General features: G+C 34.3%; 19 protein-coding genes and 1 riboswitch. Of the genes, 6 read left to right on the forward strand and 13 right to left on the reverse strand.

Features of this window, described 5'->3' with window-relative positions; all coding sequences use genetic code 11:
- Positions 1-36: 36 nt before the first annotated feature.
- Positions 37-6,552, reverse strand: a complete 6,516-nt coding sequence (locus AC1Q51_RS13570; protein ID WP_492331555.1) for a SpaA isopeptide-forming pilin-related protein — start codon at positions 6,550-6,552, stop codon at positions 37-39.
- A 59-nt stretch (positions 6,553-6,611) separates the two neighbouring features.
- Positions 6,612-6,704, reverse strand: a riboswitch (cyclic di-GMP riboswitch).
- Positions 6,705-6,876: 172 nt separating this feature from the next.
- The gene (locus AC1Q51_RS13575; RefSeq protein ID WP_000028013.1) at positions 6,877-7,413 is read right to left on the reverse strand and encodes a TetR/AcrR family transcriptional regulator; all 537 of its coding nucleotides are present in this window, start codon (positions 7,411-7,413) and stop codon (positions 6,877-6,879) included.
- 331 nt (positions 7,414-7,744) lie between these two features.
- On the opposite strand from AC1Q51_RS13575, the gene AC1Q51_RS13580 reads away from it, so the two are divergent.
- Positions 7,745-8,128 carry a hypothetical protein gene (locus AC1Q51_RS13580; RefSeq protein WP_000714567.1) on the forward strand — a complete coding sequence of 128 codons (384 nt, stop codon included), beginning with the start codon at positions 7,745-7,747 and terminating at the stop codon, positions 8,126-8,128.
- Positions 8,129-8,201: 73 nt separating this feature from the next.
- Here AC1Q51_RS13580 and AC1Q51_RS13585 read toward each other — a convergent pair whose 3' ends face one another.
- The 7 genes from AC1Q51_RS13585 to AC1Q51_RS13615 all read right to left on the reverse strand — a co-directional run bounded on the left by AC1Q51_RS13585 (position 8,202) and on the right by AC1Q51_RS13615 (position 12,724).
- Entirely contained in the window at positions 8,202-8,468 is a 267-nt protein-coding gene (locus AC1Q51_RS13585) for a CPCC family cysteine-rich protein (protein WP_098508230.1), read from the reverse strand.
- Positions 8,465-8,908 carry a hypothetical protein gene (locus AC1Q51_RS13590; protein ID WP_492331556.1) on the reverse strand — a complete coding sequence of 148 codons (444 nt, stop codon included), beginning with the start codon at positions 8,906-8,908 and terminating at the stop codon, positions 8,465-8,467. Before AC1Q51_RS13590 ends, AC1Q51_RS13585 begins: the two co-directional genes overlap by 4 nt.
- A gap of 225 nt (positions 8,909-9,133) precedes the next feature.
- Positions 9,134-9,787 (reverse strand): DUF975 family protein, encoded by a 654-nt coding sequence (locus tag AC1Q51_RS13595; RefSeq protein ID WP_000625399.1) that lies wholly within the window; start codon positions 9,785-9,787, stop codon positions 9,134-9,136.
- A gap of 185 nt (positions 9,788-9,972) precedes the next feature.
- The gene (locus AC1Q51_RS13600; protein WP_063675078.1) at positions 9,973-11,424 is read right to left on the reverse strand and encodes a PH domain-containing protein; all 1,452 of its coding nucleotides are present in this window, start codon (positions 11,422-11,424) and stop codon (positions 9,973-9,975) included.
- Positions 11,417-11,893 carry a PH domain-containing protein gene (locus AC1Q51_RS13605; protein WP_000371358.1) on the reverse strand — a complete coding sequence of 159 codons (477 nt, stop codon included), beginning with the start codon at positions 11,891-11,893 and terminating at the stop codon, positions 11,417-11,419. The genes AC1Q51_RS13600 and AC1Q51_RS13605 overlap by 8 nt, the downstream gene beginning before the upstream one ends.
- 79 nt (positions 11,894-11,972) lie before the next feature.
- Positions 11,973-12,140 (reverse strand): hypothetical protein, encoded by a 168-nt coding sequence (locus AC1Q51_RS13610; protein WP_000783808.1) that lies wholly within the window; start codon positions 12,138-12,140, stop codon positions 11,973-11,975.
- Between the two features lie 2 nt (positions 12,141-12,142).
- Complete coding sequence (locus AC1Q51_RS13615) at positions 12,143-12,724, reverse strand: TetR/AcrR family transcriptional regulator (protein WP_144476319.1); 582 nt, start codon at positions 12,722-12,724, stop codon at positions 12,143-12,145.
- A 155-nt stretch (positions 12,725-12,879) separates the two neighbouring features.
- Between AC1Q51_RS13615 and AC1Q51_RS13620 the strand changes: the two genes are divergently transcribed.
- The gene (locus tag AC1Q51_RS13620) at positions 12,880-13,005 is read left to right on the forward strand and encodes a YjcZ family sporulation protein (RefSeq protein WP_000522756.1); all 126 of its coding nucleotides are present in this window, start codon (positions 12,880-12,882) and stop codon (positions 13,003-13,005) included.
- A 40-nt stretch (positions 13,006-13,045) separates the two neighbouring features.
- Here the strand turns inward: AC1Q51_RS13620 and ecsC are convergent, their stop codons facing one another.
- From ecsC to ecsA, 3 genes are read right to left on the reverse strand one after another with little or no spacing between them, the layout of a single operon-like run.
- A complete protein-coding gene (gene ecsC / locus AC1Q51_RS13625; RefSeq protein ID WP_098329477.1) occupies positions 13,046-13,753 on the reverse strand; it encodes an ecs operon protein EcsC in 708 nt (235 codons plus the stop codon).
- 13 nt (positions 13,754-13,766) lie between these two features.
- Positions 13,767-14,978, reverse strand: coding sequence for an ABC transporter permease EcsB (gene ecsB / locus AC1Q51_RS13630; RefSeq protein WP_001089122.1), 1,212 nt, complete (start codon positions 14,976-14,978; stop codon positions 13,767-13,769).
- Entirely contained in the window at positions 14,971-15,714 is a 744-nt protein-coding gene (ecsA, locus tag AC1Q51_RS13635; RefSeq protein WP_001292598.1) for an ABC transporter ATP-binding protein EcsA, read from the reverse strand. The genes ecsB and ecsA overlap by 8 nt, the downstream gene beginning before the upstream one ends.
- A gap of 562 nt (positions 15,715-16,276) precedes the next feature.
- Here ecsA and AC1Q51_RS13640 point away from each other — a divergent pair.
- The 3 genes from AC1Q51_RS13640 to AC1Q51_RS13650 all read left to right on the forward strand — a co-directional run bounded on the left by AC1Q51_RS13640 (position 16,277) and on the right by AC1Q51_RS13650 (position 18,110).
- Positions 16,277-16,711 carry an HIT family protein gene (locus AC1Q51_RS13640; RefSeq protein ID WP_001016835.1) on the forward strand — a complete coding sequence of 145 codons (435 nt, stop codon included), beginning with the start codon at positions 16,277-16,279 and terminating at the stop codon, positions 16,709-16,711.
- 180 nt (positions 16,712-16,891) lie between these two features.
- A complete protein-coding gene (locus AC1Q51_RS13645; RefSeq protein WP_000030302.1) occupies positions 16,892-17,254 on the forward strand; it encodes a YtxH domain-containing protein in 363 nt (120 codons plus the stop codon).
- A gap of 298 nt (positions 17,255-17,552) precedes the next feature.
- Positions 17,553-18,110 (forward strand): HTH-type transcriptional regulator Hpr, encoded by a 558-nt coding sequence (locus AC1Q51_RS13650; protein ID WP_000834924.1) that lies wholly within the window; start codon positions 17,553-17,555, stop codon positions 18,108-18,110.
- Positions 18,111-18,115: 5 nt separating this feature from the next.
- Here AC1Q51_RS13650 and AC1Q51_RS13655 read toward each other — a convergent pair whose 3' ends face one another.
- On the reverse strand, positions 18,116-18,451 hold the full coding sequence (locus AC1Q51_RS13655; protein WP_000383657.1) for a DUF1878 family protein: 336 nt from the start codon (positions 18,449-18,451) through the stop codon (positions 18,116-18,118).
- Positions 18,452-18,566: 115 nt separating this feature from the next.
- On the opposite strand from AC1Q51_RS13655, the gene AC1Q51_RS13660 reads away from it, so the two are divergent.
- Complete coding sequence (locus tag AC1Q51_RS13660; protein ID WP_000172690.1) at positions 18,567-18,761, forward strand: hypothetical protein; 195 nt, start codon at positions 18,567-18,569, stop codon at positions 18,759-18,761.
- Positions 18,762-19,035 lie beyond the last annotated feature (274 nt).

Below are 19,035 nucleotides of genomic sequence, written 5' to 3' on the forward strand. Positions count from 1 at the left end.
ATCCTCAAATACTTTGAGGATACCTTTTCACCTTTATTATCTCCGCTGTTTTCTACCTAATACGAGTAACCCAAAACTCATCATTACAAGAAGTGCTCCCATATATGGTTCCACAGGCATTTTCTGCCCTGTCTTCGGTAATTCTTTTTCAGGCTTTTCTGGATTTGGTGTTCCAGGTTTCTCTGGATCTGGTGTTCCAGGCTTTTCTGGATTCGGTGTTCCAGGTTTCTCTGGATTTGGTGTTCCAGGCTTTTCTGGATTCGGTGTTCCAGGCTTTTCTGGATTCGGTGTTCCAGGTTTTTCTGGATCTGGTGTTCCAGGTTTCTCCGGATCTGGTGTTCCAGGCTTTTCTGGATCTGGTGTTTCTGGACCTGGTGGTGCTAAATGATTCAATTTGTTTAATACTTCTAATTGAACTGCATTTATCATTCCATTTGTAATTTCAAATGGAATTGGATTAGTTAATTTTTCATATCCTTTTGGCGCTTCTACTTCTACTAGTGTGTAGTTACCTACAGATAGATCTGCGATTTTTGCCTTTCCATCTTTATCTGTTGTTACTTTCACTACTACTTTTCCCTTGTCATCATGAACTTCAAACACAGCTCCTGATAAGACTTCCTTGCTTTCAGCGGCCATTTTTGTAATCTCCACTGAACCTTTGTCTAACTTTTCATTCTCTACTTTCAATGATAAGACTTTTGTCATACCTTTTTTAATTTCGAATGATACTGGTTCCGTTAACTTCTTGTAACCTGGTAAGCTCTTCGTCTCTACTAATTTGTATTTTCCTACTGATAGATCTGAAACTTTTGCTTTTCCTTCTTTATCTGTCGTTACTTCTGTTACTACTTTGCCTTGCTCATCTTGTACTTCGAAGACTACGCCTTCTAATACTTTTTGGCTATCTTTATCTACTTTTGTTACTTCTACATTTCCCTTGTCTAACATTTCATTTTCTACTGTTAAAGCAAGAGATTTTGTCATGCCTTTTTCAATTTGGAAAGTAATCGGATCTACCAATTGCTTATATCCTTTTGGTGCTTTTACTTCTACTAACTTGTATGTTCCAACTGATAAATTAGTAACTTGTGCTTGTCCTTTTTTATCTGTCGTTATTTTAGCGACTACTTGTCCTGCTTCATCTTGAATCTCAAATACAGCATCAGCTAAAGCATCTTTCGTTTCTTTGTCTACTTTTGTAATTTCTACATTTCCTACATCCACTAATTCATTTTCTACAGTCAATTGTAATGCTGTAACTCTACCTTTTTCAATTTCGAATGAAACTGGCTTTTCTAGTGGTTTGTATCCTGCCGGTGTTTCTACTTCTACTAACTCATACTTTCCAATAGATAAATCTGAAACGTTTGCTTTTCCTTCTTTATCCGTTGTTACTTTTGCAACTACTTTTCCTTTTGAATCACGTACTTCAAATACAACATTTTCTAATGGTGCTTTACTGTCTTTATCTATTTTTGTGATTTCTACATTCCCCGTATCTACCATTTCATTTTCTACAGTGAACGTTAAAGATTTTGTCATACCTTTTTTAATTTCAAATGGTACAGGCTTTTCTAATTTTTTGTAGCCTGGTAAACTCTCTACTTCTACTAACTTGTACTTTCCTACAGATAAATCTGAAACTGTTGCTTTTCCAGCTTTATCTGTCGTTACTTTCGTTACCACCTTGCCTTTGTCGTCTTGAACTTCAAAGACTACACCTGCTAACGGTGCCTTATTATCTTTATCTATTTTTGTAATTTCTACATTTCCCGTATCTACCATTTCATTTTCTATTTTTAATGATAGAACTTCTGTCATGCCTTTTTTGATTTCAAACGATACTGATTCTGTTAATTGTTTGTAACCTGGTAAGCTTTCTTTCTCTACTAATTTGTACTTTCCTACAGATAAGTCTGAGATTTTTGCTTTACCATTTTTATCTGTTTTTACTTCCGTTACTACTTTGCCTTGCTCATCTTGTACTTCGAAGACTACGCCTTCTAATACTTTTTGACTATCTTTATCTACTTTTGTGATTTCTACTGAACCTTTGTCTAACTGTTCATTCTCTACTTTCAATGATAAGACTTTCGTCATACCTTTTTTAATTTCGAATGATACTGGCTCTGTTAGATTTTTGTAGCCTGGTAAGCTTTCTACTTCTACTAGTTTGTAATTTCCTACAGATAGATCTGAAATTTTCGCTTTTCCTTCTTTATCTGTTTTTACTTTCGTTACTACTTTGCCTTTTTCATCTTGCACTTCGAATGTTACGCCTTCTAATGCCTTCTGGCTGTCTTTGTCCACTTTTGTAATTTCTACTGAACCTTTATCTAACTGTTCATTCTCTACTTTTAGTGATAAGACTTCTGTCATGCCTTTTTTAATTTCAAACGATACTGGTTTCGCTAGTTTTTTATATCCTGGTAAGCTCTCTACCTCTACTAGCTTATATTTTCCTACTGATAAATCTGAAATTGTTGCTTTTCCTTCTTTATCTGTCGTTACTTTTGTTACTACTTTATCTTTTTCATCTTGCACTTCGAATGTTACGCCCGCTAATACTGCGCCACTTTCTTTGTCCACTTTTGTAATCTCTACTGAACCTTTATCTAACTGTTCGTTCTCTACTTTCAATGATAAAACTTTCGTCATACCTTTTTTGATTTCGAATGATACTGGTTCTATTAATTTTTTGTAACCTGGTAAGCTCTTCGTCTCTACTAATTTGTATTTTCCTACTGATAGATCTGAAACGTTTGCTTTTCCATCTTTATCTGTCGTTACTTCTGTTACTACTTTTCCTTTGTCGTCTTGAACTTCGAAGACTACGCCTTCTAATACTTTTTGACTATCTTTATCTACTTTTGTTACTTCCACATTTCCCTTGTCTAACATTTCGTTTTCTACTGTTAAAGCAAGAGATTTTGTCATGCCTTTTTCAATTTGGAAAGCAATCGGATCTACCAATTGTTTATACCCTTTTGGTGCCTTTACTTCTACTAACTTGTATGTGCCGACTGATAAATTAGTAACTTGTGCTTGTCCTTTTTTATCTGTCGTTATTTTAGCGACTACTTGTCCTGCTGCATCTTGAATCTCAAATACTGCATCAGCTAAAGCATCTTTATTTTCTTTATCTACTTTTGTAATTTCTACATTTCCTGTATCCACTAATTCATTTTCTACTGTTAGCTTTAGCGCTGTTACTCTACCCTTTTCAATTTCGAATGAAACTGGCTTTTCTAGTGGTTTGTATCCTGCCGGTGTTTCTACTTCCACCAACTCATACTTCCCAATAGGTAAATCTGAAACGTTTGCTTTTCCTTCTTTATCCGTCTTTACTTTCGCAACTACTTTTCCTTTTGAATCACGTACTTCAAATACAACATTTTCTAATGGAGCTTTACTATCTTTATCTATTTTTGTTATCTCTACATTCCCTGTATCCACCATTTCATTTTCTACTTTTAATGATAGAACCTCGGTCATGCCTTTTTTGATTTCAAATGATACTGGTTTTTCTAGCTTTTTATAACCAGGTAAACTTTCTACCTCTACTAATTCATACTTTCCTACAGGTAAATCTGAAACATTTGCTTTTCCATCTTTATCTGTCGTTACTTTTGTAACTTCATTCCCCTTTTCATCTTGGACGATGAATGTTACTCCCGCTAACGGTGCTTTATTATCTTTATCTATCTTTGTTATCTCTACATTTCCCGTATCTACCATTTCATTTTCTATTTTTAATGATAGAACTTCAGTCATGCCTTTTTTAATTTCAAATAATACTGGATCTGTTAGTTTCTTATAGCCTGGTAAACTTTCTTTCTCTACTAATTTGTACTTTCCTACTGATAGATCTGAGATTTTTGCTTTACCATCTTTATCTGTTTTTACTTCCTTTACTACTGTTCCAGCTTCATCTTGCACTTCAAAGACTACGCCTTTTAATGCTTTTTTGTTGTCTTTATCGACTTTTGTAATTTCTACTGAACCTTTATCTAACTGTTCATTTTCTACTTTCAATGATAGGACTGTTGTCATACCTTTTGTAATTTCGAATGATACTGGTTCTGTTAGCTTTTTGTAGCCAGGTAAACTTTTCGTCTCTACTAATTTGTACTTTCCTACTGATAAATCTGAGATTTTTGCTTTACCATCTTTATCTGTTTTTACTTCTGTTACTACTTTTCCTTGCTCATCTTGCACTTCGAAGACTACGCCTTCTAATACTTTTTGACTATCTTTATCTATTTTTGTAATTTCTACTGAGCCTTTGTCTAACTGCTCATTTTCTACTTTTATTACTAAAGCTTTTGTCATACCTTTTGTAATTTCAAATAGTACTGGTTCTGCTAGATTTTTGTAACCTGGTAAGCTTTTCGTCTCTACTAATTTGTACTTTCCTACTGATAGATCTGAAACGTTTGCTTTTCCATCTTTATCTGTTACTACTTTTCTTACTACGTCATCTTTCTCATCTTGGACTTCAAATTCGACACCGGCTAATACTGCCCCGTTTTCTTTGTCCACTTTTGTAATTTCTATATTACCTTTGTCTACCATTGCATTTTCCACTTGTATTGGGAATATGCCGTCCCCTGTTACATTTACTTCGAACTCTGTTTCTTTTAATTGGTAGCCTTCAGGTGCTTTTGTTTCTTTTAAAATATATTTTCCTGGTGCTAACGGTTTAGAGATTGCCTTACCATCTTTATCTGTAACAATATGTTCGACTACTACACCGTCTTTTACTATATCAAACTCTGCATTTGCTAATGGTTTTTCACCATTTTCCGAATCAATTTTCTTTACTTCAATTTGACCCTTTTGCATAGTATTTTTAATTTCAATTGTTTTTGTTTCTCCAGCTTGAAGTGTAACCTCTACTGGGCTTGTTAATTTTTGATATCCTTCTGGTGCTACTGTTTCATAAACTTTATATGTCCCAGGAGCTAAAGTTTGAGGTACTGAAAAACCTTTTTCGTCCGTTTTCAGTTTTACAACAACTTCATTTGCACTATTTCGAACTTCAAATTCGGCACCTTTTAACCCTTTGTTCGGATTCTCAGAATCTATTTTATGAAGCGATACTGTACCATCTTTTGGAGCTTCAGGCGGCGTAATAGTTACTTCTTTTGATGTTAATGTTTTATCATCAAAATGTAATTCCGCTTTATTAGGAATCTTCTTATCTACGTAAGAAGATAAGTCTGCATTATTTTTAATTTTCGCCTTAATACTAAGGTTAATTATCTGGTCTTCATATGACTTATAGTCAAAACTCTCACCAAATGTAAATGTTACTTCACTTCTTTGTTTATCTATATTTAACGTTCCTTTAGAAGTAATATCTTGGCCATTTTGATCATACACCTTTGCCTCTAATACTTCTAAAACATCTTCTAAATCATCACTAATTACCATAGATGTGTATTTAGGAGGATCGTTCGGTATATGTGTACCAACTTGGTATTGAATAACTTGATCCATTTGTGTTAACTGCTCATTCTCTACAAGCTTGCCATTCTCATCAACTATATTTTTTTCAATGCTAGGTGGATTATCGTCACCTGAACCGGTTCCCCCTCCACCACTTACGAATACTTGTCCTACTTTTTCTTCAGTTTTAATATTTTTACCTTCTAATTTCACAGTATTTTTATGAGGCTTTGCAGCAGGATTAGTAATCTTTGTTTTATATCTTAAAATATAACCTTTTGAACTGTCTGGAAACTCAATTGTAAATCCAGTCTTCGTTGCATTTATTTTAATGTTAGATAAATCTGCTGGCTTAATATTTGTTGGTGCATAACCATCTTCAAATACAGCCTCTTCTAATACTACGCTGTCTGTAATTAACTCATGCCCAGGTCCTAATGTATCTGTTAATTTAAGATCTTGCATTTCTGTCCCAGTTGCATTTACATATACAAGCCAATCAGCAATCGAAGGATCTTCTTGATTATAAGAACCCCATTTCAATAGATTATCTGTATTGGGCTGTGGCTTCGGTCTCTCTGTCGTATTACTTACATTTACTTCTTTATTGACGATTTGACCATCAACGTTAAATTCTAATGGAATTTCTTTAACACCATCATATGCTTCTAGACCAAAGTAGAATTCTACGAATAAAGAACCTTTAATGTTATTCTTTCCTTCTACGTAATCACCCATAGTACATGTTAATAGACCCTTTTTCATCTCACATGTACCAACTGTTTTTCCTTCAGCATCTTTTAAAGGAAAACTCATATTCATAAGGTCTTTTCGAAACTCTTTTGGCATATCAATTGTGAATTGATCTCCACTTTTTATTTTTTCTTTAGCTGACCACTTCACTTCTACTTTCATACCATCTGAGGCTTGATACGGTTCAGATGTCGTGCCATCAGTACGGGAAATATTAATTTCGTCCACTGGACTTTTCATCACAGCAGCTTGAATAACTGGAGCCCACACATTCAGCACTGAAAATAATACTAGAAAAACTAATGAAACCATTGAAATATGCCTTTTAGTACTTTTCATTTGCATAGTTCCCTCCTATTTTTTATATTTATATAACAAAAAAAGACCGTCCGGTTGCATCAAAAATGTGCAACCAGACGATCTTAGTAACCAATATGTATTACCGTAGACTCTAAGCTTTGCGGCCTATCCTTTCGAATAGTGTGCTAAAAATATCTTTTATTCTTTTTTTGTTTCATTTTCCTCTTAAACCAAATATTACTATACCGTCTGGACGGTTATAATTCAATACTCTATAAAATTGTTCTATTTTTCTAATAAAAAAAACAATTCACCACTACATTAAATAAGTAATGGTGAATTGTTTTCGCATTATATAGTTCGTATATTCTATTTATATGAATTACTAATAAGAGCTTGAATCACTTTTTCTCTTAACTCGGGGCTTAGTCTGCCAACCCCTAAATATTCCGAATACCATAATCCATCTGCTGCTAATCTAATAATTGTTGCACAAACTGAATCTATCTCATCGTTTTCTATATTCTTTTGCAGTTGCTGAAATGATTGTTGTAATGGCTCAAGTAATTCAGGTTTTAACATGAATGCTGCCATCATACTACTAGACAACTCTTCTGTTCTTCTCTCATTACTTAATCTTTCCTCTACAAAAGAGCGAACCCATCTCCCTTTCCTCTCTGAGTCTTCCGCTACTTTATTGTAAATAGCGCCCTCATTATCCTCTATCCCTCTGACTATCATACCTTCTATTAAAGCTTCTTTATTTGCAAAGTGATACAATAATCCACCTTTACTTACACCCGCCTCTTTTGCCACTGCTTCTAAGGTTAATTTAGCAACCCCTTTACATTGCACAATTTGAGAAGCGGCCGCCAAAATCTTTTGCCGCGTTATGCTGATACTCATTCCTTTTTAAAACCCCATTTCTACTAAATTTATATAAATACGAATCTTATTTTTAATATTGTTGATTACTACTAAGTATTTTCTTTATACAACAAAAGCTGCATTACCTTTGAATTTTCAGTTACTTATTCCATTAAAAATTTCCATATCATTCAATATGATAACATCAAATACATAACATTGACTATACATCTATACTTTTATATTCATCGAAAATATATCCATAAACACGAAATGTATAAAAATTGATTATCCTTATACATCTAATCTATAATTTAAAGAGGTTTATATTTTCATAAAAATAAAGTGAAATTTTATAAGGATGATTCCATTGAAAAAATTTTCTATTAGTTATTTAATATGCTTATTGTTTTTTTCTATCATTGTGAATGTTTTACAGTATACAAGCGTTCCAAATTATGCGGATTCATGGGGGCCGATTTGGGTATCTATTATTATGCTTTCAATTCTTGGAAGTATTCCTGTTCTTATCGGTTGTTTAATAGGCGAATTTTGTTATAGAAAAATAAAAGGAAGTCACGAATTAAAAATTGGTATTCCTTTATTTATAGTGTTAGGTATTTCCTACAATCATTTCTTCTTTATGTTATTTAACGACCGATATTTTCTATCCTTTAATTTAGAAGCCTTTTTGGAAACAGGCCTACCTATTACGTTATCATCTTTATTATTTTACCTTATAAGACGCCGTTAATTCTTTCATCATTACATAAAAAAATGTTATTACTCTTGTTACATCGAGTAATAACATTTTTATTTAAATCTATTTAACTAATTTGCTTCCAACTAGTATTCTTCACATCTTCGCTAGTCGGCTTTCTAACTGATTTCACAAAACATTCCTCGCAAGCACCAAATGTAATGAAGTTTTTCTGTGCTTGTCTTAACGAGACTTCATTTGCCCCGCCTTCAAAGTCAGGATCGTTAAACTGTACCTCATCATCTTCCCAGTAACATATATTACAAATTTCATATGTACCTGGTGGTTCTTCTTCTATTGTTCTATACCCGCAGCACGGACATGTATATTTCATTCTGTCACTCCATTATTCATTTCTTTTTTCTCCCATATATTCCGGCCCATAAAGAATGTAACAGCGCAAATCATAGTTATTACCATGAAAGTAGTATTAGAATCTTCATATGTAGTTGGAATGCCTACCGTTACGAAAACAATACTAAAAGCTAAAAATTGATATAATAATAAAGATATAATATAGCTTAGTTTAAATCGTAAAATGATACCTCTAAACAATAGCTCACCAAGTAGACAGCCACCTAAAATAATTGGTACTCCGAAATACAATGTAAGGACTCCCATTTGCGCAGTAGATTGAATTATCTTTCCAATTATGTTCGGCGAAACCAGCTCACTATCGTTTCCCATCCTATCATATAAATCAAGTGCTGTTGCTGAAATAAAGAAACTTAATATAGAAAATGAATACGGTATTAAAAATTTGCTCACTCTCATTCACCTCGCTTTTTTCTTTACATATATTATTCATTATTTCCTATCATTTTTACATAAAAAAATAACCCTCTATGATAAAACATAGAGGGAAGCATTTCTATATAAAAATCTATACCTTATCCTGAAGTGAATCCCGAAAATAGGACAAATATCAAAACACCTAAACCATCTGCTATCTGCTATCTGCTCCCTACATTCTTTAGGGTAGATAGTTTATATGTTTTATTAGAAAGTAGTGCCTTCTTTTTTATAATATTCTTTTGAAATCTCTTCATAAAATGCGGCTGATGTCGCGTAGAAATAAGGTGCTAACCATAAGAAACCGATTCCTATAGTAAGAATACTTAATATGAACCAGCCTAAGAAACTTAAGCATAGTAAAAAGTAATCCATTTTATGTCCATTCATCATATGACGACTCTCAGTAATCGCTTGATTCGCTGTATATTCTGGATGATCATTCAAAATAAAATATGTCATAGAATAAGAAAATGATTTAATAATACCTGGAATAATAAGAAGTAATGTCCATAGAGTCAAGTATACATACATTAGTAAATATGTTAAAAACGACTTCATCAACTTACTTCCATCGCTAAACCATCTAAATATATGACCAATGCGAGCATCAGTCCCACGAATTGCATTTAAAACAAGATAATAGGCACCTATTGTTAATGGACCAATAACAAGCATTACAATAATACTTACTGTAAGTGAATCACTTGCTTCTTCCCAACCCCAAAATATCGAAAAAATACCTGTGGTTAGCATTTCAACAGCTCCAATAAGGATCCCGATTAATAAGGTTGCCCCTACCGCTAATCCCCATCTTCCTTTTAATGCATCAAGTGCTTCTCTTTTCAACTGACTTATCATATATAACCTCCTAATACTATTTATATTTTAGTATACCATTTATATCAAAAACCCCATAGATTTCCCTTAATATAGAAGCTAATTACCTTTTTTCATATACTGTAGTTGTACTAATATATGGATTAAACCACTCTTTTCCCTATAACAAAAAAGCCTGCCTTTCATAATAGGCAAGCTTTCTCAAGTTACATCTCATTTATTTTCTTCTTATACCAATTCTGCATTCTCTCCGCATCTTCTACTCTCGTATGCTCTATTTTATAACTAGATGATGCACTCGAAAACTTATACGTACATAAATCCGCACGGCGCTGGAAATATGATTGTGTCTTCTCCATTGATTGGACATGTCTTCTTCTAATAAGTCCTGTATATTTTCCGACGCTACGATAGACAAGTGTAATTTGTTCTCCGTTAACACTGTAACCATTTGTTTTAAATGTTACGTATCCAAGTGTAAAGATGAGGATCGCGAGCGGAATTAATGCCCACATGATGAAGTGCTTTTCAGAGTATATACTTATTCCAATAAACGGGATTGCTAGCATTGCGAAGAAAATGAAACTATCAATGAGATAGCGGCGTAATGCTGCTTTTGGTAATGCAATAATGTTTGCATTCAGTTCGTATGGTAATTGTAAATGGGCGAGTAACTGTTGTACTCGATCTTTTCGAATGATTGGGTGCAGTGTAACCTTTTCTTTTTCGTCACTCATTCCTTTACTTTGAATGACTTCTACTTGCACAGCACAATAACCGAATGGTTGGCGTAAAATACTTTCTTTTATCGTAATACCTTGAATACGATGCAATTTTAGTACGAGCTCTTTTTTCTCAAGCAATCCTTGCGAAATGCGGACTTCGTCATTTCTTCGATTCACTGTGAAATCGCCATGTTTTAACGCGTAACCGATTGTAGATATAATCCAAGAAAGAACGAGTAACATGGCTACCATGAAAATCCAGCCATATATATCATGTTCCATTACATACGACTTTACGCCATTCTCTATCCATTTCGGAATGTACTCATCTACTTGGTGATAAACGAAAAAGATTAAAGAGAATAATAGTCCAAATTGACCAGATGTAACAGATGCTAATAAAATCTCTTTCCAAGTTAATTTATATTCTGTCGCTTGTTTTTCTTCTGTAACAATTTCTTTTTCTACTACATTTTCTGTTGCTTCGTCTAACGTTCCTTCTGCTTTCACTTCTGGAGTTGGCTCATTTAGCAAAGTAATAAGCTCCGCCGCTTCTTCTGCCGTAATACCAGCTAAGCTAACTTCTGCTTCATCGCCCCCACCAGCTGTTTCAATCTGAATTTTTTTTAAACCGAGCATTTGATATAGTACGTTAGAACTTGTATTAATCGTTTGAACACGTTCTTTATTTAAGTAGCTCTCCTTTTTCACGAAGAGACCTTTTTTCACATGTAATACGTTATTTTCAACCCAATATGTTGTGTAATACCATTTTTCAAATGCTGAAAAAACGGTGAGTAAACCAAATGCTGCGGGAATTAAATACCAAAACGGGAATTTTCCGTTTAAGCTAAACATGAAAATAATGAGTGGTATAAAATCTGTTATTTTTAATTCTAATAACATCGTGATTGGATGCTGCCTCTTATACATCCTCATCACTCACTTTCGCTAATTCTGCGATTTTCGTTTTCAACATTTCTGCTTCATACATCGTTAAGCCTGGGATGCTATGAGAAGTTGCTGCTGTTGAAATGTGTAATTCTGCTAAGCCATATTTTCTCATAATTGGTCCTTGTTCAATCGTTACGTGCTGCACACGAATCATCGGTACTAATACGCGCTTTACGACAAAAAGACCATGCTGAATTTCAAGCTCTTCTTCATTTAGTTGGTAGCTGTAATAACGTTGACGTAGTTTCGGGAATAAGAAGTACGAAAATGGTGCGAACACAACTGTCAGCCCAATCATTACATACAAAATCCACGCCCACCAATCAAACTTTATCATGAGGAAAAGGTAAGCTAAAATGACGAGTATACCGATCCCTTCTTCAATTACAGCACGAACTTTCCACACCTTGACCATGTCAGGGTGAATTTCATTTTTCAATGGATCCATGTAACCACTCCAAATCTAGTAATCTAATATATGAATACTCTTAATCTACATTTTACATAACTTTACAGAAAATTGAAATTTAATCTTCTTTCTTCTCAGGAATAAAATATCCGAACCAAAGTAACCAAATGAAACCGATTAACTTCATCCAACTTCCATCCGCTTGAAAAGCTTCAATCATACCTGGTATTTTATAAATCCCAATAAATCCAAGAAAACCGAGCCACCAGTTTTTTTGCATTTTCATCTTTACTCCTCCTTCATGACGTTTTTCACATTTCGAATCCAAATTTCTTTATACTTTAAATGGAATCCCATGAGCATATAGTTGCTCATATTATCGATCACAAGCGCTAGCGTATGAGCATTTTCTTCCGTTTCATGTTGTGACACAACGCCCAGTCTCGCGCCTTTCTTCAATAAATCGTGGAAACCATGTAAGAAATCCTCTTGTATTTCAAATAAACGTTTCTGGTACTTTTCATTTCGCGATGCAGTTACGATAAATTCATTTATAACACGTAATATTCCTTCTTGCCCTTCATATTCAGAGAGCATATGTAAACCATCTGAAATTAACTTTTCTGCAAAGTTTTCTTTCGTATAATGCTCTTTATCAAAATAATTCACGAAATGATACCCAGAAAAAATTTCTTCAAATAAAAAATCAACTAACGCTTCTTTAGAAGAAAAATGATAGTAAATAGCCGGTTTTGAAATACCTACCTCTTTCGCAATCATGGAAAGACTCATCTTCTCAATGCCGTGTTCTGCCATAAGTTTAAATGATGCCTCTACAATGTTCTGCGATGTTTGTAAATTCTTCGTCATATTGTACCTCACTTATTTTTACTTACCGGTCGGTAAGTGAATTATAAAACAAAACGAAATGATTTTCAATTTAGTTAGCACTACATAAGGTATTTATTGGAAAATACAGAAAGTTATAAAGTAAAAGCAATATATAACAATAAGGAGGATATCATATGGGACTTGGTGGTAATGGCGGCGGTGAAGCGGGACAAGCTGGTAAGAGCGGATTTTCATTAATCATTGTACTTTTTATCGTATTGATTATAGTTGGAGTTAGCTATATCGGACTTAGCTTCTAAGAAAAGGCGTCCTACATTACACATGTAGGACGCCTTCTTTTTAATCCCTATTCAGCAACCGCATACGATAACAATTCATCGTTACTTCCCCAAGTCTTTGCAGTAATTGATAGTTCGCATACGCGCCGACTGGGGCACCGATTATGGGTACGAGCTGAAGCATTTTTGCTAAATCGATATAGTCTCGGTACTCTGTTTGGAACTTTTCCCAGTCCATATGATTTTCTTCTTCTGTATCCCATGTTTCGATTGCTTTCCATATTTCTTTTCGGTGGTCGTCACTTGAAAAGGCAAGCTGGAAAACGTGAAGGATAAAAAGGCGCTCTTCTTTGTCGCTCGTATCAAATCCGTACAATGTTGCTGCATCGAATAAAAATTTAATTTTAATGCCGAGTAAAAGCGGAAAGTCAGCAAGGCCAAGGAGAATACCGCCTGCTCCCGTCCCTGCTCCTTCTGCCGCTGCTATTTTTTTGTACTCATCCATTTTTTTACGTACTTCATCGTCTCGTCTTTGCAATGACCAGTTCGTCTCTTTTAATTTCGGCTTTATAAAGTTTGATCCGGCGCTAATTGTTTGTACCATCATCCGAATCGTTTCTGTTAATACTTTTTGCACTTTCGCCGGAATAAACTGTTGTACTTTCGTCTGCACTTTCTTTGAGAACCGTGTCATCATAGAAGAATCTTTCATGAATGTAGCTTTCCACTGCTCCAGTTCTTTTATAACCTTTTCTTCATATGTAATCATAGGTTCATTCCCTTCAATTTAAACGCTCAATACGTTTTGCCCCGTATTGATAAACGAAACCGATACTAAATACTATGCTTACGATAAGTAAAATTCCCGTCATCATGAAATCTTTCGTCGCAAGTGCAAATATCACTGTAAAGATTACGCTCCCGATGATTAGAATCGCATTTAATAAAGTAAGAAAATCTTTCTTCTTTTCATCTACCTTTACTGGATACAAATCAAGCCAAATTTTCATGCGGTGATGTTTCCATAAAGTTAATAGCTGATAGCCGATTAAGTATAGGAAGATAAAACTTACGATAAATCGCCCATATAAAAATGGAATGAAGTAAAGAATAACTCCTCCAAGAGCGAGCAAACGCACATATAATCCAAAATAGTTACCTGATCTTAAAAACGTTCTCGTATATAAGTATAAATATGTACGCTTTTCGCCGATTATCGAAAGAATGAAATCAAGCCATTTTCTACGTGATACTCTTTCTTTTAATGCTGGTACATCAACGAACATATTCGCAATTCGGTACAGCAGCATCATTTTCTTACCTTCTTCAGAAATTAAATACTCCCAGTTTAGCGGCTTTCCTTTTACCATTTGATGCATGATAGCAAGATATAACACCATGAGCAGAACGATTCCGCTAATAACAAGAACTGAAGTACGTTCTACAAGGAAATATACAAATAAACCGTTTAAGATAAAACGAATAAACCAATCAGCCCTTTGTATATTTTGATCTGTTAAAAATGACTTTTCCCACGCGACGAATAAATTCCACGCTTTTACAATGACAAATGCGAGGACAATCCATATGTAGCCAGCACCTGTTTGCTTCATTTGTTGGAAGTATAACGGAGCAAGCGCAGCTGCTACGATTGCGATTATGTATAACTGAATCATAAATGTAAAGAGAAATGCCTTTGTGAAGTAAGGTTTTAACTTTTCTTCAACTGGCAGTAAGTAAACGAGATCCGCTTCTTTTAATAACGTTTGAATGGATCCAGCCGTTAACACGAGTCCAATTAATACTGCCATTACGAGCGCAGTTGGAAACGAAGATGTTAACGTTTGTAACCATTGCTGGTAATAATACGCTCCTGCGCCGATGATAAATACAAAAATAAATTTCAAATGATCATTAAATACGTATTTACTATATGTACGAACTTCTTTTAGAAAGTGACGAAATCGTTCTTTCCATAATGCTGTGCTATTCATAATCTTCTTCCTTTGTTAGCGCGATGTAAATATCATCTAACGTTGCACCTGGCATATTAAACTGTGATTGCAGCTCAGATAACGTTCCCTTCGCTCTTACTTCACCTTGATGCAAAATAATGAACGAATCACAATAACGCTCTGCCGTCGCTAAAATATGTGTGCTCATTAAAATGCCGGCGCCACTCTTTTTCATTTGATCCATCATTTGAAGAAGAGATTGAATTGCTAACGGATCTAATCCAACGAAAGGTTCATCTACTATGTAAAGAGATGGCTCAACTAAAAATGCGCTCATAATCATTACTTTTTGTTTCATCCCTTTTGAGAAATGAGATGGAAACCATTTTAAACGATTTTTCATGCGAAATTCATGTAATAGTTGTCCTACACGTTCTTCATATTGTTTTTCATCAACGCCGTACGCCATCGCTGTTAATTTCAAATGCTCTTCTAACGTTAATTCATCATATAATACCGGCGTTTCTGGAATGAATGAAAAGCTAGAACGGTACGCTGTCATATCATCACGAATTGTTTTCCCATTAATTGTGACAGTTCCTTTTTTCGGTTCCATTAAACCGATAATATGTTTAATCGTCGTACTTTTACCAGCTCCATTTAAACCGATTAAGCCGACAAGTTCGCCTTTATTAACAGAGAACGAAACATCTTTTAATACAGGTCGTTTCGTATATCCTCCTGTAACATTTTCTACACGCAATAACTCGCTCATACGACACCACTTTCTTCATTAGTATTCATTCTATATTCATCTTACCAAAAATTATGCTGTACTACATAGTATCCATGTACTCAAAAAAAAATTTTAAATTTATTAGCATATATTTTCCCGAAAGCGGACATCATAATTAGTGAAGAAGGAACACATTGAAAAAGCAACCACCAATTGATGAGTACAACAACATAGTGAAGTCATCATGAAATGGGGTGTCCATGTTGGACAATGAAATTTACACATAACCAGATTATTTGTTTCATTTTCGAAACGGGGTGTCTCTGAAAGAGCATATACTGTTTTAAAAAATAAACAATTTCATTTTAAAAAAGATTGCAATTCATTTCACTTGAAAATGGGGTGTCTACGGCAGAAACTTTAGCCGATTTACCGTGCATTTCTTAAATAAATGAGGTGTCTGCGAAACGTAAATTACGATAATGCTTTTTCAATCCCTCTTCAGAAAACAGGAAGCTGAGTCAGCTTCCTGTTTTTCGTGTTTGTTCTCTTATGTAATTATGGTAAAATACGGCTAAGGATATTTGAAAGGATGAGATCAATGAATCATACAGCAGACAATTGTATTTTTTGTAAAATCATTGACGGGCAAATCCCTTGCTCAAAAGTATACGAAGATGAACATGTGCTTGCATTTTTAGATATTAGTCAAGTAACAAAAGGACATACTCTTGTTATTCCGAAAGTTCATAAACAAGACATTTTTGCGTTAACGCCAGAAATCGCATCACACATTTTTTCTGTCGTTCCAAAAATCGCAAATGCGATTAAAGCAGAGTTTAATCCAGTTGGCTTTAACCTACTTAACAATAACGGTGAAAAAGCTGGACAAACTGTGTTCCACTTCCACCTTCATTTAATTCCACGCTACGGTGAAAAAGATGGTTTCGGTGCTGTTTGGAAATCACACCAAAATGAATACACTATGGAAAATTTACAAAACATCGCAAGTACAATTGCAAATAGTGTGAAATAATGACACTATAAGAAGGCGTAATACATAACAAGCCACTTCCCTGAAGTCATCAAATTCCGCATGGCTTGTTTCTTCACTTAAAATGCTCAGGGATGATTGTTTGTGCATAGCACATATAAGAAAGATATGCATATTTTTTCACATCATGAATACGAACAAAAAATAAGGAGGTCTCCTTTTATGTCAAAAGCTAAATCCTTTATTACAGGTGTTATTTGCGGGGGAGCAGTTGCTGGACTAGCCGTTCTTTTCTCAACTCCTTCTTCTGGTAAAGACATGCGCGGCAAGTTAAAAGAAAAAGGAAATGATATTAAAAAGACTTTAGCTGATATTACAGCTGATACGAAATTATTAAAGCGTCAAATTGTTGAAACGGCTTCAGAAGGTAAAGAAGTGTTTCAAGAACTAAAAGATGACATGCAAGACACGCTTTCTAACTGGAAACAAGATATTTCTCAAAACAAGCGCCATATTGAGAAAGAAATTTTGGACATCCAAAAGTCAATTGAGAAACTACAAGAAGCTGTTCCAGAAAAAGCGTAAACAAATTCCTGCTTAGTTTTTTGCATATAACAAATATTTTTTATATAAATTGACCTTGACACGGCATATCGTATAGATATGCCGTGTTTTTATGCATTTACAATATATGTTATCAATTAACATGTAAGGACAACGCATGTATTCACGACTCATAAAACGCTTCCATAGTTATGCATGATTTGTATAGAATGTCATTTTGTTAAAAAATTTTCACAATTCTTACAAAAAGACTTTATTAATTTTTATTTTACTGGCATAATAGATAGTAATGAAAAAGAATGTTAAAGTGGGTGAGTAAATGAAAAGTGGAGAAAAAGATTACTCGGTAAAAGAAGCGATGATTTTCAGCCAACGCATTGCTCAATTATCGAAAGCGTTATGGAAATGTGTAGAGAAAGATTGGCAGCAGTGGATTAAACCTTACGATTTAAATATTAATGAACATCATATTTTAACAATCGCTTATCATTTAAAAGGGGCTTCTATTTCTGAGATTGCTAAGTTTGGAGTTATGCACGTATCAACGGCGTTTAACTTCTCGAAAAAGCTGGAAGAACGCGGCTATCTTGTATTCTCAAAAAAGGAAGATGATAAACGAAATACGTACATTGAAATTACAGACAAAGGGGAAGAATTACTACTTCGCTTAATGGAGGAGTATGATCCTGAAAATAATTCAGTGTTTAATGGGGCTCTTGCACTTCGTAATTTTTATGGGAAGTTCCCAGAAAATATCGAACTGATTGCAATCCTGCGTAATATTTACGGACAAGACTTTATCGATATTTTTGAGAAATCATTAGAAGATATTGAAGAGAACTTTACAGAATCCGATCAAAAGTTAGTTAAGAAATAATCTATTTATTTTTTCGCAATCATGCTTAAGAATTCATTCATAAGCGGCTTAAATAAACCTTGTTTTGCTAGCGCTTCCGCAGTTTCGTGTACTTCGAGCTGATGTGGAAGCGCTTTTTCAAATTGATTTAACAGCGCATCGAACAAAAGAAGCCCTTCAGCTTTCTCCACTACATATTGCTCGTTCAGTTTTTCACAAAGATTTAGTATACGTTCAATATCTTTTTTACGAGCTTTTTTCTTTATGATCAAAGAATAAAATGGACACTTCTCTTCATCAATCATTTTAAATAGTAGGTCTACGTAGTATTCAGCTTGTTCTAATCTTCTAACAACGTCCATTTTCTCCCTCACTTTCTAACACAAAGTCTTCTATTTCTGAATTTTGTAACACGAACAAAATATCGTGTGATACAATATATGTATATGTATTTTAGCCAAAAGGAGGTCTCGCCTCATGACACTTATAACAGTTGTTTTTGTCGCATTCGCACTTCTTGTTATATTTTACACGAATTTCATGACACATACACTGTGTGAACGAAAACAAATAGCTGCGAGCCGCCAGCCCGGTGTCTTTCGGGTTATTAATGTATGTATAACAATTTTATTAATTTCTAGTTATATAGAAATTATATTTCATGGAAAGTGAGGAAGGAAAGCCCCTTCCTCACTTTTTTCCTCTATAAGCAAATTATACCTACAATAACCAATAAAATAAACAGTACAAGTAATAAAATAAGTTGAGAATTCATCCCCATCCCCTCCTCTATTCTGTATATGCGGCATACGCCCAATATGGCACACTTTCAAAATCTGACACGTACTGGTTAATTTTTCTTTATCAATATGAAAACGCGTCGAAATATGATATATTAAATTTTGTACATATTGCTTATACTATAGAACAAAACATTCATCAAAAC

This window comes from Bacillus sp. MT94, from assembly GCF_058792475.1.